23 protein-coding genes are annotated in these 22,666 nt (G+C 72.5%); 13 read left to right on the forward strand and 10 right to left on the reverse strand.

The window, feature by feature from the left end; translation table 11 throughout:
* Positions 1 to 38 precede the first annotated feature (38 nt).
* From ACU436_RS05605 to ACU436_RS05615, 3 genes are all read left to right on the forward strand, one after another.
* Positions 39 to 929 carry a DUF6282 family protein gene (locus ACU436_RS05605; protein WP_459022281.1) on the forward strand — a complete coding sequence of 297 codons (891 nt, stop codon included), beginning with the start codon at positions 39 to 41 and terminating at the stop codon, positions 927 to 929.
* A gap of 198 nt (positions 930 to 1,127) precedes the next feature.
* The gene (locus ACU436_RS05610; protein WP_459022283.1) at positions 1,128 to 2,741 is read left to right on the forward strand and encodes an ABC transporter substrate-binding protein; all 1,614 of its coding nucleotides are present in this window, start codon (positions 1,128 to 1,130) and stop codon (positions 2,739 to 2,741) included.
* A 10-nt stretch (positions 2,742 to 2,751) separates the two neighbouring features.
* On the forward strand, positions 2,752 to 3,399 hold the full coding sequence (locus ACU436_RS05615; protein ID WP_459022285.1) for a nucleotidyltransferase domain-containing protein: 648 nt from the start codon (positions 2,752 to 2,754) through the stop codon (positions 3,397 to 3,399).
* A 58-nt stretch (positions 3,400 to 3,457) separates the two neighbouring features.
* On the opposite strand, the gene ACU436_RS05620 is transcribed toward ACU436_RS05615, so the two are convergent.
* The 3 genes from ACU436_RS05620 to ACU436_RS05630 form a co-directional block, all read right to left on the reverse strand.
* On the reverse strand, positions 3,458 to 3,643 hold the full coding sequence (locus ACU436_RS05620; protein WP_459022287.1) for a hypothetical protein: 186 nt from the start codon (positions 3,641 to 3,643) through the stop codon (positions 3,458 to 3,460).
* Positions 3,644 to 3,768: 125 nt separating this feature from the next.
* Positions 3,769 to 4,074 (reverse strand): hypothetical protein, encoded by a 306-nt coding sequence (locus tag ACU436_RS05625; RefSeq protein ID WP_459022289.1) that lies wholly within the window; start codon positions 4,072 to 4,074, stop codon positions 3,769 to 3,771.
* Positions 4,075 to 4,615: 541 nt separating this feature from the next.
* Entirely contained in the window at positions 4,616 to 5,344 is a 729-nt protein-coding gene (locus ACU436_RS05630) for a GntR family transcriptional regulator (RefSeq protein ID WP_459022291.1), read from the reverse strand.
* A gap of 87 nt (positions 5,345 to 5,431) precedes the next feature.
* Between ACU436_RS05630 and mtnA the strand changes: the two genes are divergently transcribed.
* The 6 genes from mtnA to ACU436_RS05660 all read left to right on the forward strand — a co-directional run bounded on the left by mtnA (position 5,432) and on the right by ACU436_RS05660 (position 12,199).
* Positions 5,432 to 6,469, forward strand: coding sequence for an S-methyl-5-thioribose-1-phosphate isomerase (gene mtnA, locus ACU436_RS05635; protein ID WP_459022293.1), 1,038 nt, complete (start codon positions 5,432 to 5,434; stop codon positions 6,467 to 6,469).
* Positions 6,470 to 6,496: 27 nt separating this feature from the next.
* Positions 6,497 to 7,621, forward strand: a complete 1,125-nt coding sequence (locus ACU436_RS05640; RefSeq protein WP_459022295.1) for a substrate-binding domain-containing protein — start codon at positions 6,497 to 6,499, stop codon at positions 7,619 to 7,621.
* Positions 7,621 to 9,171, forward strand: a complete 1,551-nt coding sequence (locus ACU436_RS05645; RefSeq protein ID WP_459022296.1) for a sugar ABC transporter ATP-binding protein — start codon at positions 7,621 to 7,623, stop codon at positions 9,169 to 9,171. Before ACU436_RS05640 ends, ACU436_RS05645 begins: the two co-directional genes overlap by 1 nt.
* Before the next feature lie 6 nt (positions 9,172 to 9,177).
* Positions 9,178 to 10,236, forward strand: coding sequence for an ABC transporter permease (locus ACU436_RS05650; RefSeq protein WP_459022628.1), 1,059 nt, complete (start codon positions 9,178 to 9,180; stop codon positions 10,234 to 10,236).
* A gap of 12 nt (positions 10,237 to 10,248) precedes the next feature.
* Positions 10,249 to 11,520: an S-methyl-5-thioribose kinase gene (mtnK, locus tag ACU436_RS05655; protein ID WP_459022298.1), complete on the forward strand. Its 1,272-nt coding sequence runs from the start codon at positions 10,249 to 10,251 to the stop codon at positions 11,518 to 11,520.
* Between the two features lie 298 nt (positions 11,521 to 11,818).
* Entirely contained in the window at positions 11,819 to 12,199 is a 381-nt protein-coding gene (locus ACU436_RS05660; protein ID WP_459022300.1) for a type II toxin-antitoxin system VapC family toxin, read from the forward strand.
* A gap of 9 nt (positions 12,200 to 12,208) precedes the next feature.
* Here ACU436_RS05660 and ACU436_RS05665 read toward each other — a convergent pair whose 3' ends face one another.
* Positions 12,209 to 13,204: an alpha/beta hydrolase gene (locus ACU436_RS05665; RefSeq protein ID WP_459022302.1), complete on the reverse strand. Its 996-nt coding sequence runs from the start codon at positions 13,202 to 13,204 to the stop codon at positions 12,209 to 12,211.
* A gap of 77 nt (positions 13,205 to 13,281) precedes the next feature.
* On the opposite strand from ACU436_RS05665, the gene ACU436_RS05670 reads away from it, so the two are divergent.
* The 4 genes from ACU436_RS05670 to ACU436_RS05685 all read left to right on the forward strand — a co-directional run bounded on the left by ACU436_RS05670 (position 13,282) and on the right by ACU436_RS05685 (position 17,262).
* Positions 13,282 to 13,869, forward strand: coding sequence for a TetR/AcrR family transcriptional regulator (locus ACU436_RS05670; RefSeq protein ID WP_459022304.1), 588 nt, complete (start codon positions 13,282 to 13,284; stop codon positions 13,867 to 13,869).
* Positions 13,870 to 14,051: 182 nt separating this feature from the next.
* On the forward strand, positions 14,052 to 15,221 hold the full coding sequence (locus tag ACU436_RS05675; protein WP_459022306.1) for an acyl-CoA dehydrogenase family protein: 1,170 nt from the start codon (positions 14,052 to 14,054) through the stop codon (positions 15,219 to 15,221).
* On the forward strand, positions 15,221 to 16,075 hold the full coding sequence (locus ACU436_RS05680; protein ID WP_459022308.1) for a phosphate/phosphite/phosphonate ABC transporter substrate-binding protein: 855 nt from the start codon (positions 15,221 to 15,223) through the stop codon (positions 16,073 to 16,075). The genes ACU436_RS05675 and ACU436_RS05680 overlap by 1 nt, the downstream gene beginning before the upstream one ends.
* On the forward strand, positions 16,072 to 17,262 hold the full coding sequence (locus ACU436_RS05685; RefSeq protein ID WP_459022310.1) for a ferritin-like domain-containing protein: 1,191 nt from the start codon (positions 16,072 to 16,074) through the stop codon (positions 17,260 to 17,262). Before ACU436_RS05680 ends, ACU436_RS05685 begins: the two co-directional genes overlap by 4 nt.
* Before the next feature lie 52 nt (positions 17,263 to 17,314).
* Here ACU436_RS05685 and ACU436_RS05690 read toward each other — a convergent pair whose 3' ends face one another.
* The 6 genes from ACU436_RS05690 to ACU436_RS05715 all read right to left on the reverse strand — a co-directional run bounded on the left by ACU436_RS05690 (position 17,315) and on the right by ACU436_RS05715 (position 22,579).
* Positions 17,315 to 17,761 carry a YdeI/OmpD-associated family protein gene (locus tag ACU436_RS05690; RefSeq protein WP_459022311.1) on the reverse strand — a complete coding sequence of 149 codons (447 nt, stop codon included), beginning with the start codon at positions 17,759 to 17,761 and terminating at the stop codon, positions 17,315 to 17,317.
* 14 nt (positions 17,762 to 17,775) lie between these two features.
* On the reverse strand, positions 17,776 to 18,738 hold the full coding sequence (locus ACU436_RS05695) for a DUF5996 family protein (RefSeq protein ID WP_459022313.1): 963 nt from the start codon (positions 18,736 to 18,738) through the stop codon (positions 17,776 to 17,778).
* Positions 18,739 to 18,983: 245 nt separating this feature from the next.
* Positions 18,984 to 19,637 carry a nitroreductase family protein gene (locus ACU436_RS05700; RefSeq protein WP_459022315.1) on the reverse strand — a complete coding sequence of 218 codons (654 nt, stop codon included), beginning with the start codon at positions 19,635 to 19,637 and terminating at the stop codon, positions 18,984 to 18,986.
* Between the two features lie 33 nt (positions 19,638 to 19,670).
* A complete protein-coding gene (locus ACU436_RS05705) occupies positions 19,671 to 20,447 on the reverse strand; it encodes a 2-keto-4-pentenoate hydratase (RefSeq protein WP_459022317.1) in 777 nt (258 codons plus the stop codon).
* A 53-nt stretch (positions 20,448 to 20,500) separates the two neighbouring features.
* The gene (locus ACU436_RS05710; RefSeq protein WP_459022630.1) at positions 20,501 to 21,280 is read right to left on the reverse strand and encodes an SDR family NAD(P)-dependent oxidoreductase; all 780 of its coding nucleotides are present in this window, start codon (positions 21,278 to 21,280) and stop codon (positions 20,501 to 20,503) included.
* Between the two features lie 72 nt (positions 21,281 to 21,352).
* Positions 21,353 to 22,579 (reverse strand): CaiB/BaiF CoA transferase family protein, encoded by a 1,227-nt coding sequence (locus ACU436_RS05715; protein WP_459022319.1) that lies wholly within the window; start codon positions 22,577 to 22,579, stop codon positions 21,353 to 21,355.
* Between the last annotated feature and the right edge of the window lie 87 nt (positions 22,580 to 22,666).

Raw genomic sequence — 22,666 nt, forward strand, 5'->3', positions numbered from 1 at the left:
ACCGATCCGCGGCGTTGCCGCAAGGAAGGACCCGCCAGATGTCCGACGCCGTCGTCTCCGCACTGCGTGGCCTGGTCGACATGCACGTCCACTCCGGGCCCAGCCCCTACCCCCGCCGCTTCCTGCACCACGAGGCGGCGCGGGACGGTTGGGAACGGCTGCGCATGCGGGCGATGGTGGTGAAGTCGCACCACCACAGCACGGTGATGGACCTGCACGCCCAGGCGCACCAGCTCGCCGCGATCCCGACCGCGGTGTTCGGCGGGATCGCCCTCAACAGCACGGTCGGCGGGATCAACCCGCACGCCGTCCGGCTGTCGCTCGGGATGGGCGGGAAGGTCGTGTGGTTCCCGACGATCAGCTCGGGCCGGCACATCGAGTGCCACCCGGAGGGGGACCGGTTCCCGACCTCGGCGGTGCCGACCACGGTGGACCGGATCGACGTCGTCACCGACCGGGGCGAGCTGACCGCGGACGCCCGCGAGGTACTCGGCGTCGTCCGCGAGGCCGGCGCGGTGCTCAACGCCGGGCACATGCACCCCGACCAGATCCGGGTCCTGCTCACCGAGGCGCGGGCGACCGGGATGGACCGGTTGGTCATCAGCCACCCCAACTTCGTCATCGGCGCCGAACCCGAGACCTGCGAGGAGTTCGTGCGGCTCGGGGCCGTCGTCGAGCACGAGGTCGGGATGTACAACCCGCGCCGGGAGAACCGGCACTTCGAGCCGGAGACGCTGATGGAGTGGATCTCCCGGATCGGCCCGGAGAACACGGTGCTCGCCTCGGACGCGGGCCAGCACGCGAACCCCACCCCCGTCGACGCGTGGCTGGGCACCTGCGGCGCGCTGCTCGACCTCGGGTTGCCCGAGAAGGACCTGCGCCGGATGACCGTCGACAACCCGAGCCGGCTGCTCGGGCTCAGCGACTGATCGCCCGGCGGCGGTAGGCGGAACGGGCCGGTATTCCTCCCCCGGATTGTTCGGTATCTGCAGAACAGATGACTCCGGCATTTCTCGGCGCCGTTGACATCAAATCCGTCGGCGCCTTAATCTCGCGGTTCGGACGAGTGTCCGTATAACGAACTTCCTGGTCGTGCAGCAGTGCTCCGGACTCGATGAGGAGTTGCGATGAGGCACGTGCCGTCGAGAGCCCGCTGGATCCCCGCACTGATCGCCGTGGCCGCACTCGCGCTCCCGGCCTGCGGGTCGGCTCAGATCGCCGCGGGGGCGGGGCAACAGCCGCGCATCACCTCGATCGACCCCTACGGCGGAGAGCCCGCCGCCGAGGGGGAACCCGAGCCCGGCGGCACCGCACGCATCGGGATGGACCGCGAGGTCGTCAGCTTCGACACCACGGTGCAGAACTCCAACGCCGCCGCGTTCGCCGTCTACGACACCCTGCTCCGGATCGCCCCCGACGGGAGCGCCCAGCCGTACCTGGCCAGGTCGATGGACAGCCCGGACGACGGCCGGACCTGGCGCCTCGGCCTGCGCGATGGCGTCGTGTTCACCGACGGAACCCCGCTCGACGCCGAGGCCGTCCGGATCAACATCCAACGCCACATCGACACGGTGACCTCGCCGGCGCACGCGCTGGCCATGCGGATCACCTCGATGCGCGTGGTCGACCCGCTGACCCTCGAGATCGCGCTCGACGAGCCGTTCGGCGCCTTCCCCGTCATGTTCGGCACCCCGATCAGCACCGGCAGCCTCGGCGTGATCATCTCGCCCGCCGCGCTCCAGCAGTACGGAGCGGACATCGGTAGCCACCCGGTGGGAGCAGGCCCGTTCAGGTTCGTCGAATGGATCCGGGACTCGCGGATCGTGCTGGAGCGCAACCCGAACTACTGGCAGCCGGGCCTCCCCCATCTCGACCGCCTCGAGTTCCGCCCGCTCTCGGACACGGAGAGCCGGTACGCGTCGATCCAGAACGGCGACGTCGACCTGATCTACGGCGCGTACAACGAGGAACTGGTGCGCGCGGTCCAGAACCCCGAACTGCGCGTCTATTACGGCGAGCAGAACGGCGGCGAGCTGCTGTACTTCAACTTCGCGCGGCCCCCGTTCGACGACCGCCGGATGCGCGAGGCCGTCGTCCGGGCGATCGACCGGAGCGCGCTGTCCGCCGTGCACTACAGCAGCCAGATCGTGCCCGCGGACAGCCTCTTCGCGAGCGGCAGCCCCAACCACGACGCCGCCGCGTCGCAGCTGTGGCCCACCTACGACCCGGAGCGCGCCAGGCAACTGGTGGCGGAGTACGCGGCGGATGGCGGATCGACCGAGATCGAGTTCAAGACCGTCACCACCTGGCTCGACTTCGCCCAGTTCATCCAGGCCGAGCTCGCGGCCGTCGGCATCACGGTGAAGGTGGAGGTCTACGACCTCGCGCAGTACGCGGCCCAGGTGGTGCAGAGCGGCGACTTCGATCTCTCGACCACCGTCAGCTCCTTCGACAGCCCCTACCCCGGCCCGGTCCGCCTGCTGGACACGACCGGCAACCAGAACTACGGCAAGTACACCAACCCACGGGTGGACCAGCTGCTGGACCTCGGCGCCCGCACCCTCGACGAGGGCGAACGGACGGTCGCCTACAAGGAGGTCGAGAAGATCGTCAACCAGGACGTGGTGTTCTGCTGGCTCAGCCGCGGCTTCCTGTCCACCATCACCCGCCCCGAGGTCAAGGGCGTCGTCCGGTACCCGTCCCGCGACATGCACTACGCGACCCTGTGGATGGACCGGTGACGCTGTTCGGATGCGGCTCCCCGATCTGACGTCCGGGCCCGTCGCCTTCGACGATGCGCTCACGCCGTGGCGGGCGTGGACACCCCACCAGGCGGCCGACGCCCTCACCGCCGCGGTACCGGCGGCCCGGTGGGCCGTCGCCGGCGGCTGGGCCATCGATCTCCATCTCGGCCACCCGACGCGTGACCACGACGACCTCGAGATCAGCGTGCTCGCCGCGGACGTCCCCGCGGTGCTCGCGGCGTTCCCCGAACCGGTGTGGCAGTGGGCCGTCCCGCTCGACGGCCGCTTGCACCGCCACGGTGGGGCGTCTACCGCCGCGACGCACCAGAACTGGCTCTGGTCACCTGCAGAGCACGCGTTCCTGCTCGACGTCTTCCGGGAGTCGCACGACGGTGACACGTGGATCTGCCGTCGCGACCCGGCGTTGCGGCGACCGTGGCGGGAGGCCCTGCTGGCCTCGGCCGACGGCATCCCCCACCTCGCCCCCGAGATCGTCCTGCTGTTCAAGGCCAAGTACCGGCGCGAGAAGGACGAGGCGGACCTGCGGTCGGTGCTCCCCGTGCTCGACGACGACCGCCGCGCCTGGCTCGCCGGCGCTCTCGACCGCGTCCACCCGGACCACCCGTGGCGGGAGCACCTCGGGCCGCCCGTCTGAATGTCGCTGAGACCCGGACGTGAAGGGAGCTCCGGTCAGGACGATCAGCGCTCGGCGTTCACGACCGACCCTCGCGTTCCCGCGCTTCCCGCATCCGCTCGCGTACGGCCGGAGCGAACAGGGCGGCGATCGTGGTGCGCTGCGTCCCACTCGACAGTGGCGCGCCGTCCACCACGCGGCGCGCACGAGCGGGCAACCGTCGTTCCGCATCGCTCTCGGCCCGCGCCCCGTTGTCGCCGGTCATCGGTCCGCCTTCACCCGGTCGGCGCACCGGTGGCCGTACGGGGCCTGCGGGTGCCAGGTCTGGCCGTGCTGCGGCTGGTTCATCGCACTCCTGTCGGGGAACGGTGATGAGGGGGAGCCCGTGGGCTACTCATCACTTCTCCCCTCGGGACCGGCGGCGACAGCGTTAACGACTGCGAGCTTCCGTGCGCCGGTCCCGGCCCGGATGTCGCGTGCCAACAACGCCAGCGCGGCCACCGGGCACGGCCACCGGGTGTGCCGGTAGCCGGTGCCGGGCCGGGTGCAGGCGCGGCACATGCCGTGGAGGTCGGGGACGTGCACGGCCAGGAGTTTGGCGATGGCGGTTGCGTTGTTCGCCAGCTCCCGCGCGAGGGCCCAGTAGTTGTCGGAGCCGTGCACGGGCCACAGGGGTTGCTCGGGTGGCGGCAGCACGGGTGCCGAGGGCGGCGTGGGGCGCTCGGATACGGCTGGCTCAGGAGATAGGTTCCCCATGGGCGATCCACTCCTAGCTGGTGGTTCGTCAAGGCCCCGGCCAGGCGTTCGTCGCGCCCGGCCGGGGCCGCCTCACGTTTGGGAGGCGCGCCACACTGTAGTGCAAAGTGAGACAGTCGCGCGACATCAGCATTACGGGTCTAATGAGACTGATCGGCATGTCGGGCATTATCAGCTAGCCGGGTCACACCGTGCCGCACGCGCCGTTCGGGCCACCTAGCGTGGATGACGTGGGGGAACCGGCAGAACTGTTGACCACCGCGCAGGCCGCACGGTGGCTCGGGGTGAGTCGGCGAACCCTTGCCCGCTACGCGGAGTTGGGATGGCTCAAACCCACGGTGACGCTCCCCAGTGGGCATCACCGGTGGGAGCTGGAAGACCTGCGGCGTCAGGTCCGGGAGCTACGGCGGCAGCGCCCGACCGAGGACGAGTAGCCGGCGCACCCAGGGCGCCGCAGAACCCGGACCCGTGCAGGGACCCTTCAGTTGGTGCGCAGCACGACGAACTGGAACCGGCCCTCGACGAAGTACGTGCGGCTGTAGGCGACCGCGCTGCCCCGCCGGCTGAAATGCACCTGGTCCAGCAGGACGTAGAGACCCGGCACCGGCTTCTGCGGCCCCCACCCGATCGTCTCGTCGCTGATGGCGTGCACCTCGGCGAGTGCGCGCGCCGGCATCAGCCCGGCGGCGGCGAGCGTGGCGAACAGGCTGCCCGCTCCGAGCTCGTCGACCAGGTCGGCCGGGAAGCCCGCCAGCGGCACCACGTCGTACGAGTACGCCACGGCCTCCTCGTCGGCGAGGATCATCCGCTCGACCGCGAGCACCTCGGCGCCCGCCCGGATGCCGAGCTTGGCCGCCTCCACCGCGGTCGCCGGGCGCTGTTCCCGGGAATGGCGTTCCATCCCCGGCTCGTGGCCCATCTCGCGGATGGTGTCGCTGATCGAGCGCAGCTCCTGCAGCCCGGCGCGGATCCCGGCACCGAAGTCGCTGACGAACGAGCCGGTGCCGTGCCGGATGTCGACCAGCCCCTGCGCCTCCAGCGTGCGCAGTGCCGTGCGGACCGTGACCCGGGAGACCTCGTAGCGGCGCACGAGCTCCGCCTCGCTGGGCAGCCGCGCCCCCGGCGCGTACTCCCCCGACATGATCCGGGTCCGCACGTCCTCGGCCAGTCGGCGCGCCAATGAGGTGCGGGCACCCAACGACGTCGACACGGCCACAGAGTAGCGGTTGACAGTCGTCCTACATCTCCATAGCGTGCCGGGAAGTCGTAGGACGACTGACAGCTCGGGGGAGGCCGCGTGGCCGTCAGGACGGTGGAGTGGCTCGACGAGCCGGTCCCGGCCGTGCGGCTGCTCGACCAGACCCGGCTGCCGGTCGAGGAGGTCTACCTCGACGCCGCCGACGTCGACACGCTCGTCGACGCGATCGCCCGGCTCGCCGTCCGCGGCGCTCCCGCGCTCGGCGCGGTCGGGGCGCTCGGCGTCGCGGTCGCCCTCGCCCAGCGCGCTCGGGAGGGCTGGGACGACGCCCGCCTGCGCCACGAGATCACCCGGCTGCGCGAGGCCCGCCCGACCGCGGTGAACCTCGCCTGGGCCGTCGACCGGGTCCTGGCGTTCCTGCCCGACGGACCGGACGCGGTGCTCGCCGAGGCCCGGCGCGTGTTCGACGAGGACGAAGCGGCCAACCGGGCGCTCTCCGCGAAGGGCGCCGACTGGCTCCTCCGACGCTGCTCCGACCGCCCGCTGCGGGTGCTCACCCACTGCAACACGGGAACGCTCGCCACCACCGCGTGGGGCACCGCCCTCGGGATCGTCCGCGAACTGCACGCCCGCGGCCGGATCGAGGTGGTGCACGTCGACGAGACCCGGCCGCTGCTGCAGGGCTCGCGGCTCACCGCGTGGGAGCTTGCGGCCGACGGCATCGACCACGTCGTGCAGGTCGACAGCGCCGCGGCGGGCGCGATCCTGCGCGGGCTGGTGGACGCCGTCGTGATCGGCGCCGACCGCATCGCGGCCAACGGCGACACCGCCAACAAGGTCGGGTCCGTCGGGCTGGCGCTGGCGTGCGCCGACGCGGGCATCCCGTTCGTCGTGGCCGCCCCGTGGTCCACGGTCGACCTCGCGACGCCGGACGGGGCGGGCATCACGATCGAGGAACGCGCTCCCGCCGAGGTCGTCGCGCTCGGGGGGGTGCCCACCGCGCCTGCGGGCAGCCGCGTGTTCAACCCGGCGTTCGACGTCACGCCCGCCCGCCTCATCGACGCCGTCGTCACCGAGCGCGGTGTCGCCGAACCGAAGCTCCGCCCCGACATGATGGCGGTCCAGCAACCCCTCTGACCAGAGCACCTTCCGAAGGAGATGTCGATGACGACACTCGTGACGCGCGGCCGAGCCAGCGCACGGGCCGGTGCCGCGCTGCTGGGCTCCGCCCTGCTGCTCGCCGGTTGCTCGCAGGACCTCGGCCCGGGCGGCGGGCAGGCCGCGGCACCGGAGACGGCCACGGTGCAGGAGGCCACGGGGGAGGCGCCTGCCCCGTTCGCGGGTGGTGACCCCGTGCGCGTCGCGCTCGTGCAGAACAGCGGGGCGGGAGACTACTTTCAACAGTGGACCAACGGTGCCCGCCAGCAGGCCGCCGCGCTGGGCATCGAGCTGCAGGTCTACGACGCCCAGGCCGACAACGCGCGCCAGGCCACCGACATGCAGACCGCGATCGGTTCGGGTGTGGACGCGATCATCGTCGACCACGGGCAGTCCGACACCATGTGCCCGCTCATCAACGACGGGCTGGCCGCCGATCTCCCCGTCGTCATCTACGACGTCGAGATCACCGAATGCGCCCCGGAGGCCGTGGAGACGGCCCAGGACGACGCGAACCTCGCGAGCCTGATCCTCGGCAAGATGACCGAGGACCTCGGACCCGGGAAACCGGTCGGCTACGTCAACGTGCTCGGGATCGCACCGCTCGACCGCAGGCACGCCGTCTGGGAGCAGCTGCGCGCGCAGAACGGCTGGGACCAGCAGTTCTTCGTCGGCGAGTTCACCAACTCGGTGGCCACCGACAACGCGCAGCTGGTCGACGCCGCGCTGAAGGCGAACCCGGGTGTCGCCGGCATCTTCGCGCCCTACGACGAGCTGACCAAGGGCACGGTCTCCGCGGTGCAGCAGAACGGGCGCGAGGGCGACATCCGCGTCTACGGCGTGGACATCTCCACCGCCGACATCGAGGTCATGACGGCCGACGGCAGCCCGTGGGTCGCCACCGCGACCACCGACCCGAACGCCATCGGCGCCGCCGTGGTCCGGGTGACCGCGCTCGAGCTCGCCGGCCAGCTCGGCTCCAAGGAGGTGGTGTTCCCCGGAACGCTCGTGACGCAGGACCTCCTGCGCGGCAAGAACATCCGGAACCTCGCGGAGCTGCGCGAGGTGCTGCCGGAGCTCAACATGACGAGCGTCGCGACGGCGGACTGGATCCCCGTCGTCAACTTCTAGTGGCAACCGTCGAGCTGCACGACGTGCGGCACGCGTTCGGCGGCAACCCGGTGCTGCGCGGGGTGAGCATCGGGTGGGACGCGGGCGAGGTGCTCGCGCTGATGGGCGCCAACGGCGCAGGCAAGTCCACGCTGATCAAGGTGCTGGCCGGGGTGCACCCGCTGCAGCACGGCCGGATCAGCGTGGACGGCTCGCCCCTGTCCGCCGCCGACGGCCCGCTCGCCGCCCGCGGGCTCGGCATCGAGACCGTGCACCAGCGGATCGACGAGGGCGTGGTGCCGGGCCTGTCGGTGGCGGAGAACCTGCTGTTCGAGCGCATCGCGCAGGGTGAGCTGCCGGCCGTCGGCTCGCTGCGCAGGCTGCTCCCCGCGGCCCGCGAGGTCGCGGCGGGCCTCGGGCTCGATTGGAGCGACCCGACGCTGCGCCGCGACATCCACGAACTCGGGATCGCCGACCAGCAGCTCGTGCTGCTCGCGCGGGCGCTCGCGCGCCGTCCGCGGCTGCTCGTGCTCGACGAGCCGACCTCGGCGCTGTCCGGCGCCGAGACCGACCGGCTCTTCGGCGTCGTCGACGACCTGCGCGCGAGCGGCGTCGCCGTCCTCTACGTCTCCCACCGCATCGGGGAGATCGACCGGCTCGCCGACCGGATCGCCGTGCTGCGCGACGGGAGCGTCCGTTCCGAGCAGGCCAAGCCGTTCGACTGGCCGGCCGCGGTGCGCGACATGCTCGGCGAGCGGGGCGCGCAGGAGATCGCCGAGGTCCACGACCGGCGCGGCGACGAGACGGCCCTGGAGCTGCGCGGGGTGCAGCTGTTCACCCGGAGCGCACCGTTCGACCTCACGGTGGCGCGCGGCGAGGTCACCGGGGTCGTCGGCCTGCTCGGGGCCGGCAAGAGCGAGCTCGCGCTCGGCGTGTTCGGCGCGCAGCCGTTCCCGGCCGGGACGATGCGCCTCGCCGGTGAGCCCTACGCGCCGGCCTCCCCGGCCGACGCGGTGGCGCGCGAGGTCTACCTGGTGCCCGAGGACCGCGCGGCGCAGGCCATGCTCCCCGGCTGGTCGATCGCGCGCACCGCGTCGCTGCCGTTCCTGCGGGCGCTCTCGCCCCGCGGTGTGGTGGCGCGCGGGAAGGAACGGGCCGACGGGCGGGCCGTCGTCGAGCGCTTCGACGTCGTGGCCGCCTCGGAGACCCAGCGCGTGGACGCGCTGTCCGGCGGCAACCAGCAGAAGGTCGTGGTGGGACGGTGGCTGCGCGGGCAGCCGCGGGTGATGGTGCTCGACGAGCCGTTCCGCGGCATCGACATCGGCGCCCGCCACGACCTGTCGCACCGGGTGCGCGAGCTCGCCGCCGGTGGCTCGGCCGTGCTCGTGCTCGCCGCGGACGTGGACGAGGTGCTCGAGGTGGCCGACCGGGTGGTCGTGCTGGTCGAGGGCGTCCCCCGGCTCGACGCGCGCACCGTCGACGTGACCCGGGACCGGATCGTCGCGCAGATGGCGGCGCTCACCCGAGTGGAACCCGCCCGGGTCGAACCGCACGGAGAAGGGGTGGCCTGAGTGGCGATGCCGAAGACCGAGGCGGAGCGGGATGCCGGCAGGACGGCACCGCCGGAGCCCCGGCCGGGCGTGCGCGAGCTCGCCGTCCGGTACGGGTTCATCGCGATCACGGTGGCACTGTTCGTCTTCTTCGCCGTCACCGAGGAGACCTTCCGCCAGCCGAGCACCCTGTTCTCGATGCTGAAGTTCGCCTCCGTGGTGGCCGTCGTCGGGCTCGGGGTGACGCTGACGATGGTGGTGGGCGGGCTCGACCTGTCCGTCGGGGCCGTCGCCGGGATGGCGGTGACGATCTCCGCGATGACCATGGTGATCTACGCGCAGGTCGGGGGCGTGGCGGTCGCGCTGGTGCTGCTCGCCGGAGCGCTCATCGGGGCGGTCAACGCGCTGCTCATCGTCGTGCTTCGGATACCCGACCTGCTCGCCACGCTGGCCTCGATGTTCGTCGTCATGGGGCTCAAGCTCGTGCCGGTCGACGGCCAGTCGGTGTCGTCGGGCATGGTGCTGCGCGACGGGAGCGTGGCGCCCGGCCGGTTCACCCCGGACTTCCTCGCCATCGACCGCGCGTTCGTCGGCCCGATCCCGCTGCCGGTCCTCATCGTCGGCCTGCTCGCCGTCGCCACCTGGTTCTTCCTCAACCGCACCCGCTGGGGACGGCTGATGTACGCCGTGGGCGCCAACCCGGAGGCGTCCCGGCTCGCCGGCGTCCGGGTGGGCCGCTACCGCGCGCTCGCCTACGTCCTGTCCGGGGTGTTCGCCGCGATCGGCGGGCTCATCCTGTCCGCGCGCATCGGCCAGGGCGACATCAGCGCCGGCAACTCCCTGCTGCTCGACGCGGTCGCCGTGGCGCTCGTCGGCACATCGGTGCTGGGGCTGGGCCGCCCGAACGCGTGGGGCACGATCCTCGGCGCCGTCCTCGTCGGCATCCTCATCACCGGCCTGACCATCACCGGCTTCCCCTACTACGGCCAGGACGTCGTCAAGGGGATCGTGCTGCTGCTCGCCCTGCTGTTCTCGTTCACCCTGTCGCGGCGCCGCTCCCGCTACACGCCCGCCGCCGTCATCTGAAGGAGCGCGACGATGACGACCGATGCCGCACTCGACGCGCCCTACGAGATCCTCACCCCGGAGACCGCGGCCGCGTACGTCCGCTCCCGGCCCGGACTCGCATCGCGCATCGACGCCGGCGACCTCGCATCCGTGCGCGAGATCGGCGACGGCAACCTCAACCTCGTGTTCGTGCTCACCGACGGCGCCGGTCGCGGGCTCGTCCTGAAGCAGGCGCTGCCCTACGTGCGGCTGGTGGGCCCCAGCTGGCGGCTCACCCCCGACCGGGCCCGCCACGAGGCCGACGCGCTGCGGCTGCACGGGCAGCTCGCCCCCGACCTCGTGCCGCACCTGTACGACTACGACGCCGACCGCTACGTCCTCGCCATCGAGGACCTGTCCGACCACCGCGTCTGGCGCACCGCGCTCAACGACGGCCTGCGCCACGACGGCGCCGCCGAGGCGATGGGCCGCTACGTCGCCGCCGTCGCGTTCGGCACGTCGGTGCTCGGCATGGACGCGGCAGACCGGGCGAGCACCCTCGCCGCCTCCGTCAACCCCGAGCTGTGCCTCATCACCGAGGACCTCGTGTTCACCGAGCCGTACGTCGACGCGGGGCGCAACAGCGTGCTGCCGGCGAACGAGGCCGACGCCGCCGAGCTCGCCGCCGACCGCACCATGGTCGACGCGATGGGGCAGGCGAAGTGGACGTTCATGACGCGGGCCGAGGCGCTCCTGCACGGCGACCTGCACACCGGGTCGGTGATGGTCCGCGCCGCCGAGGGCGAGGACGGCGGGGCGGACTCGGTGCCAGTCGACTCGGTGAAGGCCTTCGACTCCGAGTTCGCCTTCTACGGCCCGGTGGCGTTCGACCTCGGCGCCCTGTGGGGCAACTACGTCATCGCCGCCGCCCGCGCCACCGCGCTCGGCGACGACGAGCGCGCCGCATGGGCGCTGGGGCTGTGCACCCGCACCTGGGACGCCTTCGAGGCGGGGTTCCGCGGGGCATGGGTGGACGGGCGCGTCGACCCCCGCACGTTCGGCGACGACCTGCGCGAGCACCTGCTCGCGACGTGGCGCGCCGAGGCCTGGCTGTTCGGCGCCGCGAAGATGACCCGGCGCATCGTCGGCCTGGCCAAGACCACCGACATCGAGACCCTCCCCCCGCCGCTGCGCGAGGGCGCCGCCCGCGGGGTGCTGCGGACCGCGCGCCGCTGGGTCCGTGAACGCGGGGTCGACAGCACGCCCCGCCGGGCCGAGGACGTGGCCGGGGAACTGCTGGCGGCCACGACGACGCGCGGTTGACCCACGGCCCCGTGGAGGGTGTTGCCAGATCGAGCTGCTCGCGGCGTGGGCCCGCCGCGACGATCCACAGTATCGGTTGTCCATGGTCGCAGTGACGACCATGGACAACCGGTATCTGTGATCTTCCCGCCGGTGATCCGCGGTATCGGGTGCTCATCGTCGTGGCCGCAGCCATGGACAACCGATAGTTCGGATCATGCTCGCCACCACAGCCAGCAGCGAATGGGCAACACCCTCCATGCGGCCGCCGCCGCACCCGAAGCCATGATCATGGCCCGCCGCCAGCGGCGCACCCCTCGTGAGGCTGCTCGTCGACAGTCACGTCCTGCTCTGGTGGCTACAAGCAGACCCACGACTGGCGGCGGCCGCCGCCGAGGCGATGGAGGACGGCGACAACGCCCTGTACCTGTCCGCGGCGTCGGTGTGGGAGCTCTCGATCAAGCAGTCGATCGGGAAGCTGCGCGTGGATGTGGACCTTCGCTCCCATGCGATGGAGCAGGGTTTCACCGAGCTCCCCGTCACCGGGGCACACGCGACGGCGGCCCGCGACCTACCGTTTCACCACAAGGATCCGTTCGACCGCATGCTCGTCGCCCAAGCGGCCGTCGAGGGGCTGACACTTGTGACGGCCGACGACGCACTGGTCGCCTACGGCGTGCCGGTGCTGCCCGCAGGCTGAGCAGCGCGGTCAGCGCGAGGACGACGCGTCCCGTGCGGGTGGCCGTACCGATCGATGCCCCACGGCGAGGGAGGCTCGGACGAACTCGAGGATCTCCGCCCGCGCGGCTTCTGCCTGCCGGGCCGCGCCCGGCGTGCTGAGGAACGCGTGCCCCGCTCCGGGGTACTCGGTCAGCCGCGCCGGTGTCCCGGCCGCTCGCAGCCGTTCGGCGTAGCGGCGGCCGTGATCGGCCACCGGGTCGTGGGTCGGCACCACCACCAGCGCCGGCGCCAGCCCGCTCAGGTCGTCCGCATGCAGCGGCGAGAGCGCGCGAGCGTCGGTTCCCGGTGGGACGGCGAGCCGCCGGAACAGTTGCAGCTGCGGCTCGGCGAGGGTCGGCGTGTGGGCGTGCTCGACGACGGAGGCGTGGTCGAGCATCGTGTCGGTCACGTCGACGGCGGGGTTGACCAGCACCTGCGCCTGGAGGTGCAGGCCGGCAACGCCTGCCCGGATCGCGGCCAGCGCCATGATCAACCCGCCGCAGCTCTCACCGAGGACGACGACCCGCGCCGGGTCGACACCCCACTGCGCGGCGTGCTCCACCACGTGTCGGAGCACGTCCCAGCCGTCGTCGGCGGCCGCTGACAGCGGGGTTCCCGGGGCGAGGAGGCGGTGCTCGACCGAGATGACGACGGCGGGCAGCCGGGCGGCGAGGTGGCTGTTGACCCAGTCGCTCTGCACGGCCGTGCCCACGAAGCCGCCTCCGTGCACGTGGAGCACGAGTGGCAGGTCCGCCCGGCCGGATCCGCCTGCCGGCCGATACACCCGGACGGGGAGTTCGCGGTCGGGTAGCGCCACCTCCTGCCACCGGATCGCGGCGCCGGGATCCGGTTCCCCGGTGATCACCCGCGCCGCGGCGGACGCCCGGAAGCGGTTCTCCGCGTCGCGGTAGGCGACCAGCTGCTGGGCCGTCATCCCCAACCAGTTCGGCGCCGGCGGCCGTGCCGTCGCGGTGACCTCGCTCATTCCTTCTCCTCCTCGATCAGAGTTTCGCTACCTCTGGTTTCGGAACCTAAGGTAGCGAAATCCGGTAACGTGCGCGTATGGCATCGACCACACCTGCCAGACCACCCGGCCGTCCGCGCGCCGGCGTCAACGCCGTGGTCTTCGCCGCCACGCTGAGCACGATCGACGAGGTCGGCTACGCGCGCGCCACCGTCGAGCGCATCGCCGCGGCGGCGGGCATCGCCAAGACGACGATCTACCGTCGCTGGCCGTCCAAGGGTGAGCTGATCGTGGACTGCCTCCTGGACGCGTTCGGCCCGGCGCCGTTGGAGGGCACCGGTCGAGCCGAGATCATGTCCTCGACCATCCACTGGATCGCGGGGAAGATCGGCGAACCCGGCGTGGGCGACGCGTTCGCCGGGGTGTTCAGCGACGCCGTCAGCGATCCGGCTCTGCGCGAGATCCTCTCCGCCAGGTTCCAGGACCCGTACCGGCTCGCGCTCCAGGACGCGCTCGGCGAGCCGGCGGATCGGGTCCTGTTCTTCATCGACGTCGTGGTCGGTGTGCTGCTCCACCGGATGGGCATGACCGGCGAGCCGATGGCCGACCGCGACGTCGCCGCACTGGTCGAGATGGTTCTGCCGCACTTCGCCGACCGGCGCGAGCCGCGAGCCTTGTGCCCGTGATCCCTTCGGACGTAGCGTCCGCACGTTCGACGGGAGGAACGAGGATGTTCGGGAAGGGGTGTCGCATGCTGCCCCGCCGTTGAGCCCACCAGGTCCTGCCGCCCGGTCGGGCGGCTTCACACACGGCCGTCGGTGGTCCCCCGGGTTGACATGCGACGGCCGATCCATCACGAGGAGATCCCGTGAGTTCTGCCGTCACCCGCCCCGAGCCCGTTGCCGTTCCCGACTGGCGCGAGCGCCTCGACAGCGTGATCACCGACGTGATCGCGCCGGCCGCCGCCGAGATCGACCGCACCGGTTCCTTCCCACGCGCAGGCGTCGACGCCCTCGCCCAGGCCGGGGTGCTGGGCGCCGCGAGCGCCTCCGAACTCGGCGGCGGCGGGGCCGGGCTCGCCGACGTGGCCGCGATCGTCGAGCGCGTCGCCGGAGCGTGCTCGTCCACCGCGATGGTCGCGCTGATGCACTTCTCCGCGGTCTCCGTGCTCGAGGCCCACGGCCCGCGCCCGGTGCGCGAAGCCGTCGCCCGCGGCGAGCACCTGAGCACCCTGGCCTTCTCCGAAGCGGGCTCGCGCAGCCACTTCTGGGCCCCCACGAGCACCGCGACCGCGGACGGGGACCGGGTCCGGCTGGACGCGCGCAAGAGCTGGATCACCTCGGCCGGGGAGGCCGACAGCTACGTCTGGTCCAGCCGCCCGCTCGCCGCGCAGGGGCCCATGACGCTGTGGCTGGTGCCGTCGGACGCCGCAGGGCTGAGCCGGCCCGGCGCCTTCGACGGCATGGGGCTGCGCGGCAACGCCTCGCGCCCGGTGACCGCGGACGGCCTGCTGGTGCCGGCCGACGCCATGATCGGCGCCGACGGGGCGGGCCTGGACATCGCGCTGGCGGTCGTGCTGCCGACCTTCCTGGTCGGCAGCGCCGCGTTCTCGGTCGGGCTGGCCCAGGCCATGCTCGACGAAGCCGCCGCACACCTGACCGCCACCCGCCTCGAACACCTCGGCCGGTCGCTGGCCGAGCAGCCCGCGACCCGCTCCGAGTACGCCGCGCTGCTCACCCGCGCCGCCGAGGCACGCGCCTTCCTCGCCGACACCCTCACCGCACTCGGTACCGGACGCGCAGACGCGATGCTGCGTGTGCTGCAGGTCAAAGCGGTCGCCGCGGAGGCCACGTCCGAGGTCGCCGACGGCGTCATGCGGCTCTGCGGTGGCGCCGCCTTCCGCAAGGAGCTCGGCGTCGAACGCCGCTTCCGCGACGCGCTCGCCGCGCGCGTGATGGCGCCGACCACCGCGGCGCTGCGGGACTTCGTCGGCCGCGCAGCACTGGGCCAGCCCCTGCTCGACGGGCCGGCCGCCTGATGGGCGAGACGCTGCTGATGGGCGCGGTGGCCTACGACCCGAAGGTCGTGACCATCTGGGAGGGCTTCCGCCGCTGGTTGCGCTCCGAAGGGCTGTCCTTCGACTTCGTGCTGTACTCCCACTACGAACGCCAGGTCGAAGACCTGGTGGACGGGCGGATCCACGCCGCCTGGAACTCCCCCCTCGCAGCGCTGCGCGCCGAGCGACTCGCCGCTGCCCGCGGCCGGTCGGTGCGGGCGAGCGTCATGCGCGACACCGACCGGGACCTGACGTCGGTGGTGGTCGTTCCCGAGGCTTCCGGCATCGGATCGCTCGCCGACCTCGCGGGCCGGACGGTGGGGGTCGGCGCCATCGACTCCCCGCAGGCCACGCTCATCCCCCTCGCCCACCTGCGCGGCGAAGGCCTGCACCCGGGCCGCGACATCACGGTCCGCCGGTTCGACGTCGGCGTGGGCCTGCACGGCGATCACGTCGGCGGGGAGCGCGACGCCGCCCGGGCGCTCGTAGCGGGCGAGGTGGACGCCGCCTGCATGATCGACGGCAACCACCTGCTCTTCACCCAGGAGGGCACGCTGCCGGCAGGCACCCGGATCCTCGCCCAGACCCCTGCCTACGACCACTGCACGATGACCGTGGTCGACACCGCCCCGGCACCACTCGCCGAACGCTTCACCCAGCTGTTGCTGGCCATGTCCTACGCCGACCCGCAGGTGCGCCCGCTGCTGGACCTGGAAGGGCTGCGGGTGTGGAGGGAGGGCCGCACGAGCGGGTACGCGCAGCTCGCGGACGCCGTCGACGCCGCGGGCTTCTACGACGCCGCGGGCCGGGTCACCGCGGCGGCGTACGCCCCGTGACGGCCGCCCGGCTCGACCTGGAGGCGCTCGGGTTCACCTCCGGCGCGCACCTGCTCGTCGAGCGGGCGTTGCGCGGGCTGGTCCCGGGCCAGGAGCTGCACGTGGTGGGCGCGGACCCGGCGCTCGGTGTGCACCTGCGCGCCTGGTGCCGCCGGCGGGGCCACGACTTCGCACCGCACCCGGACGGCGGCCACACGGTGGTGCGCGGAACGGCGGACCTGCAGCGGTGGGCCGGTGCGGAACGCGCCGGCGGTCCCGGTCCGGACGGGCTGGTCCGGCGGCCACCCGCGCACTGGGGCCTGGCGGCCCGCGGCGCGTTGGTGGAGGCGGGCGGCCCGGCCGCCTCGCCCTTCGACATCGACGACCGCGACGTCGTCTGGGCCGATCTCGCGCCGCGGCTCTACGCGCACGCCGCCGCCGCCCAGTGGGACCCGGCGACCGCCGTGGACTGGTCCGCGACCCTCCCGCTGCCCGCCGACATCGAGTCCGCGGTCGTGCAGGTCATGACCTACCTGGTGGAGAACGAGCAGGCCGCGCTGGTCATCCCGGCGCGGCTGCTGGCCCGGGTGCACCCGCACTTCCGGGAGGTCCAGCAGCTCCTCGCCGTGCAGGCCGCCGACGAGGCCCGCCACGTCGAGGTCTTCACCCGCCGCGCCCTCCTGCACGGGGGCGAGATGGGTACCTCCTCGGTCGGCGGGCGGGCCTCGCTCACGACGCTGCTGGCCGAGCCGGACTTCTCGCTGGCCTCGTTCCTGCTCTCCGTGCTGGGCGAGGGCAGCTTCCTGGCCCTGCTCGCGTTCCTCGACCAGCACGCCCCGGACCCGGTCACCCGGCAGGTCACGCGGCTCGCCCGCGTCGACGAGGCCCGGCACGTCGCCTTCGGGGTCGCCCACCTGGAGCGCCAGGCCGAGCTCGACCCCGCGCTGCGGGGAAAGCTGCGCGCGGCGATCGAACGCCGCCACGACGCCCTCGTCGACACCGCCGGCCTCAACGCCGACGTGTTCGACGCCCTCATCGTCCTCGCGGCCGGCGGGTGGGAGCCGGCTGCCATCGCCCGCGGCCACCGGGCGGTCGAGGAGCTGGGTCGCGCGATGGACGACGGCCGCCGGCAGCGGCTCACCCGGCTCGGCTTCCCACCCGACGAAGCCGCCGAACTGTCGGCCCTGCACACCCGCAACTTCATGTAACGGGTGACCACCCCGGCCCGCCCACCGCCGGTGCGCGCCGGGGTGGGCCGCGCTACGCGTTGCGCAGCTCGGACAGCACCTTCTCCAGCCGGCGGCTCCGCGTCTCCTCCGTCTTGGCAGTGGTGATCGCGTCCGCGTGCGCACGCTGCTTGCTGTAGGACAGCTTTGCCCAGGCCTCGGCGACGGCGGGTTCCGCCGCGAACGCCTGCGCGAGCGCATCGGGCGGCTCGACCGTGCGCGGAGCGTCGTCGAGCTCCAGGGCGACCTCGACCTCATCGCCGGCTCCCCGGCCGGTCGCGGCGCGGGTCTGCGAGTTGAAGGAGATCATGAACTGCCCGCCCATGGACGAGATCGTGTTGCGGTACGTGAAGCCGCCGTCGATCGTGACCACCACCGGTACGCGCCTGCCCCGGGCGAACGAGAGGACGACGTTCTCGGGTACGACGATGCCGACGTTGTTGCCGCCGCTCGCCCGGAGCGTGGTCCGGAAAGTCACCATGCCGGATTGTCCCCTCATGCTGGTCGCCGCGTCGGACGGCGGTCCGCCCAACGTAGTGGGTCGTCCTCGAGCGCCTCCCGGTCCCAGTTCGCGAGCTCGGCGGCCGCCTCGTAGCTGGTGCGGAGGAACTCGCTCACCGCCCGGTCCGGGTCGGGTGCGGTCCGCACGGCCTCGTACGGCAACAGGAACTGGCCGAACTCGTCGCTGAAGTACGCCTCCGCCGGCCCCACCGGGTACTCCCGGAACCCGTCCGGCTCGGGATAGGCGTAGGCGTAGAACGCGCCCTCGGCACCGCCGCCCGGCCAGAACCCGCAGCTGGACAGCTCGCGCGAGTAGCCCTCGACCATCACCCAGTCCGCGCAGTTGGGCGCGCCGCCCGGGTGCGCGGGCGCCCGACGGCCGGAGAACCGGGTGCAGGCGAGGTCCATCGCGCCCCACCAGAAGTGGACCGGGCTGACCTTGCCGACGAAGTGCGACCGGAACTCGCCCATCACCCGCGCGGCCTGCCGCAGCTGCCGCCAGAACAGGTGCGCGGCCTCGGGGTCGTAGGAGGCGTGCTCGAGGTCCTCGGCGAAGGGGATCGCCGGGTCCACCTCGTTCGGCCCCGCCGAGATGCGCGTCTCGAGCCCCAGATCGGAGAGCGCCCGCATGACGCGCTCGAAGAACCGGGCGACCGGCATCGGCTCCAGCGCGATGGAGCGGCCGGCACCGTCGCTCGTGCGGATGAGCAGCTGGTGGCCGACGAAGTCGAACTCGACGTCGAAGGCTCGCGAGCCGTACGGGATCGTCGACGTGGTCAGCCCCCGCGGGCTGACGTACAGCGTGACCTGCCACCAGTGGTTCAGCAGCGGCGAGTGCGCCATGCGGATCTTGCCGACGATCTGGGTCCACATGTGCAGGGTGTCCCGCGTCGGGGTCCAGTCCGCGACCCGCAGGGCAGGCCAGCTCGACGTCGTGGCGCTCTTCGCTGTTGTCACCGGCGCTGCCTCTCCTCGGGTGGGCCAGGGCACCGGAGGCTACGCCAGGTGCTCCCCCAGGCGCCCCGCCCGACGGTCAGCACACGGACCCCGTACTGCCGTCGCCTTTCGTCGATGTCACGGACGTGCTCGAACCCGATCTTGTGGAGCGGGCCCAGCGTGGATGGCCCATCCAGCGGGACACCCTGGCGTCCTGGAACAGGGCGACGAACGCGTCCTCGTCCTGCGCGACGTACGGTCCGCGGTCACGAGCCGGTGTGATCCGGTGCCGCGGGCGCCCACGGCACCGCGCTCTCCCATCGGTTGAGGTAGCTGGTCTCCCAGGTCGGCCGGCGATTCGTCGGGCCGAAGTTGCCGGCCGGGTAGCCGACCGGGATCGCGAAGTGGAACCCCACCTCGGCCGGGATCCCGAACATCTCCCGGAACCGGATCTCTACCGAGGGGTGGAGTGTCGTCGGCACCGACCCGATGCCGAGCGCTCGTCCGGCGAGCATCAGGTTCTGGACCGCCGGCAGGACCGAGCCCGGCGCGTTCGGCGGCACGGACAGGGCGAGGACGACGCACGGGACGTCGCCCATCTCGTCGGCGAGTCGCATGGACGAAGCCCACTGGGTGCGTTCGGCCGCGCTCAGGTCCGCGGGCCCGGTCCAGCCCGCCGCGTCCCGTCGCTTCGCCCACCAGGCCTCGTGGTAGAGCGCACCGAACTCGCGGATGAGGTCGCGGTCGTTCACCACGAGGAAGCGGGCGATCTGGCTGTTCCCACCGCTCGGGGCCTTCGCCGCTGCGGCCACGATCAACTCGAGGTCGGCGAGCGGGACGGGATCCGGCCGGAACCGGCGGATGGATCGCTGCGTGAAGATCGTCTCGCCGAGCGTCATCGACAGGCGGGTGTGGTCCACTGCACTCCTCTTCAATGGTCGGATGGCTCGTCGCTACGCCGTGGGCCCACTCGTGACGGTGGCCCGTACCTCGCCGATGCCGCTGAAGGTCCCGACGTAGTCGCCGGCCCGCAGGTCGTCCCGCTCGCGGGTGAAGGCGCCGGTGATCACCAGGTCGCCCGCCTCGACCACCTGGTCGAACCGGGACAGCTGGGCGACCAGCCGCGCGATGGACAGGAAGTGGTCGTCGATGTGCCCCGCGGCCGCCACCGTCTGCAGCAGCACCTCGTCCCGCGACAGCGTCGACACGGTGGCCTCGAACACCGACCGGTCCGGCACCGGCGACACCGGCTCGCCGACGACCACGCCCCACTGGGTCAGGTTGTCGGCCACCCGGATACCGGGCTCCTGCGGCCCCTCGATCCGGCTCTCGTTGATCTCGAAGGCGGGCGCGACGGACTCGACCGCAGCGGCGACCTCGGCCACGCCGACGTCCGGGCCGGCCAGCCGACGACCCACCCGGAAGCACAGCTCGGTCTCCAGCCCGAGCCGCGGATGCCGCCCGACGTCGAGCGCAGCACCGGAGGCGAAGACCCGCTCGGCGAGCAGGAACCCGAAGGGCCGCACGCCGGGACCGTACGAGTCGCGCACCGCGCCGGAGGTCAGCCCGACCTTCCATCCGGCGCGGGACCGTCCGCGCTCGGCCCAGCGGGACAGCAACGACAGCTGCGCCCGTTCCCCGTCGTCGACCGACAGCTTGCCGGTCAGCGGTGTCGCGTCGAACCGACCGGTGAGCGCGCCGTCCCAGACCACATCGACCAGATCCTGCATCACACTTCCCTTCCGACCGGAGACCCGGCCGTCACGACACGTACGTTCCGCCCCTACAGCACGTGCGAGAGACCACCGTCCACGTTGATCGCGGAGCCGGTGACGTAGCCGGCCGCGTCGGACGCGAGGAACGAGATCGCCGAGGCGGCCTCCTCCGCACGACCGATCCGTCCCAGCGGGACCTTCCGGGTGTGCACCACGTCGGCGAAGAACTCCTCACGAGTCCGATCCGAACCCGAGGCCCGCCACCAGCGCTCGTTCTGCGCGCTCTCCACGAGCCCGATGCAGACCGCGTTCACCCGGATCCGGTCCCCGGCCAGGTCCCGGGACAGCAGCTTCACGTACGCGAGCCCGGCCGCGCGCGACACCGACGTCGGGGCCGACCCGGCCTCCGGCGCCCGGCCGCCGATCGACACCACGCTGACGATCGCCCCACCGCCACGCTCCCGCATCGACGGTGCCACGAGGCGGGCCATCCGGATGTGCGCCATCAGCTTGAGGTCGATGTCGTCGTACCAGGCCCGGTCCTCGACCTCGGCGGCGTGCCCGCGCGCCGAGGTGCCGGCGTTGTTGACCAGGATGTCGACGCCGCCGAAGCGCTCCACCGTGGCCTCGAACAGCCCGCGCAGCGCCTCCGGGTCCCGCACGTCCGCGGCCACCCCGTGGCAGCGGTCCCCGCCGATCGACGCCGCCACCTCCCCCAGCCTGCCCTCGTCGCGCCCGCAGATCACGACGTTCGCACCCTCGTCGTGCAGCATCCGGGCGGTCGCAAGTCCGATACCCGCCGTCCCGCCCGTGATGATGGCGACCTTGCCACGCACACCCAGTTCCATGGTCACATCGAACCCCTCCCGGGGCGCCGCGACCAGATCTTCGGCGATCCGAGCCGGGGCCCGACCGCGGCGCTACACGACCCCGGCCGCCCGGAGCCGGGTGAGATCGTCATCGTCCAGCCCGAGCGCTTCCGCGTAGAACTCGGCGTTGTCCCGCCCGACGGCTCCCCCGAGAGCGCTCACGCCGCCGGGCGTCTCGGACAGGCGGGGATGCACGTGGGTCGCCGGCGCCGGGCCCAGGTCGGGGTCGTCCACCCGCAGCAGCAGCTGACGGGCCCGGAAGTGCTCGTGCTCGGCGATCTGCGCCGCGTCGTTCACCGCGGTGCCCGCGACGCCGTGCTCCTCGAAGCGGGCCATGACGGTGTCGACGTCGAGGGTGGCCATCCACGCCGCGATCAGCTCGTCGAGTGCATCGACGTTCCGCCTGCGCAGGGCGTTGGTCGCGAACCGCGGATCGTCGATCAGATCCGGTCGCCCCATGGCCCGGAAGAGCGACTCCACGATGCCCTGGGTGCCCCCCGAGATCGCGATCCACCCGCCGTTCCGCGTCCGGTAGGTGTTGCGGGGCGCGAGGTCGCCGAGCCGGTTGCCGGCTCGCGTGCGCACCTGCCCCAGCACGGCGTAGTCGAGCATCACGTGGTCGATCAGCCGGTAGGTGGCCTCGCTGATCGAGTTGTCGATCACCTGGCCGGTCCCGCCCCGCACATCTCGCCAGTACACCGCCGAGAGGACACCCATCACCCCCGTCAACGCGGCGACGCCGTCGGCCAGCGGGTAGCCGGCCAGCACCGGCGGTCCGTCGGCGTCCCCGGTCATGTGGGACAGACCGGAGAACGCCTCGGCCAGGGTCCCGAATCCGGGCTTGTGCGAGTACGGCCCGGTCTGGCCGTAGGCCGTGGTGCGCAAGATGATCAGCCCGGGATGGCGCTCGTGCAGGGCCGCCGGCCCCAACCCCCACCGTTCCAGCACGCCGGGCCGGAAGTTCTCGATGAGCACGTCGAACCGGTCGACGAGATCCAGGAGCATCCGCTGGCCCTCCGGCCGGTTCAGGGCGAGCGTGATCAGCCGCTTGTTGCGCGCGAGGCCCTTCCACATCAGCGAGGTGCCGTCGACCTGCGTGCCCCACTCCCGCACCGGATCGCCCTTTCCGGGCAGTTCCACCTTCACGACATCGGCGCCGTAGTCGGCCAGGTAGGTGGCTGTCCACGGCGCGGCCATCATCGTCGCGATGTCGAGCACGCGGAGCCCTTCGAGGGCGCCGGCCCCCACCCGGGCCTCGGGAAGACCGTCGACGTCCATGGGTGCGCCTCCCGCAATGTTGTATTCAATCGGTCAGGCCTCGCAGGGTGGATTCCTGCTACCTTCGCGTGTTCACGGCGCACCACT

The organism is Pseudonocardia wallangbongensis, assembly GCF_054486945.1.

Coding starts and splice junctions, on each gene's coding strand:
- ACU436_RS05605 (WP_459022281.1), top strand. CDS start 39: ATGTCCGACGCCGTCGTCTCCGCACTGCGTGGCCTGGTCGACATGCAC.
- ACU436_RS05610 (WP_459022283.1), top strand. CDS start 1,128: ATGAGGCACGTGCCGTCGAGAGCCCGCTGGATCCCCGCACTGATCGCC.
- ACU436_RS05615 (WP_459022285.1), top strand. CDS start 2,752: ATGCGGCTCCCCGATCTGACGTCCGGGCCCGTCGCCTTCGACGATGCG.
- ACU436_RS05620 (WP_459022287.1), bottom strand. CDS start 3,643: ATGACCGGCGACAACGGGGCGCGGGCCGAGAGCGATGCGGAACGACGG.
- ACU436_RS05640 (WP_459022295.1), top strand. CDS start 6,497: ATGACGACACTCGTGACGCGCGGCCGAGCCAGCGCACGGGCCGGTGCC.
- ACU436_RS05650 (WP_459022628.1), top strand. CDS start 9,178: ATGCCGAAGACCGAGGCGGAGCGGGATGCCGGCAGGACGGCACCGCCG.
- mtnK (WP_459022298.1), top strand. CDS start 10,249: ATGACGACCGATGCCGCACTCGACGCGCCCTACGAGATCCTCACCCCG.
- ACU436_RS05665 (WP_459022302.1), bottom strand. CDS start 13,204: ATGAGCGAGGTCACCGCGACGGCACGGCCGCCGGCGCCGAACTGGTTG.
- ACU436_RS05670 (WP_459022304.1), top strand. CDS start 13,282: ATGGCATCGACCACACCTGCCAGACCACCCGGCCGTCCGCGCGCCGGC.
- ACU436_RS05680 (WP_459022308.1), top strand. CDS start 15,221: ATGGGCGAGACGCTGCTGATGGGCGCGGTGGCCTACGACCCGAAGGTC.
- ACU436_RS05690 (WP_459022311.1), bottom strand. CDS start 17,761: ATGGTGACTTTCCGGACCACGCTCCGGGCGAGCGGCGGCAACAACGTC.
- ACU436_RS05705 (WP_459022317.1), bottom strand. CDS start 20,447: ATGCAGGATCTGGTCGATGTGGTCTGGGACGGCGCGCTCACCGGTCGG.
- ACU436_RS05710 (WP_459022630.1), bottom strand. CDS start 21,280: ATGGAACTGGGTGTGCGTGGCAAGGTCGCCATCATCACGGGCGGGACG.
- ACU436_RS05715 (WP_459022319.1), bottom strand. CDS start 22,579: ATGGACGTCGACGGTCTTCCCGAGGCCCGGGTGGGGGCCGGCGCCCTC.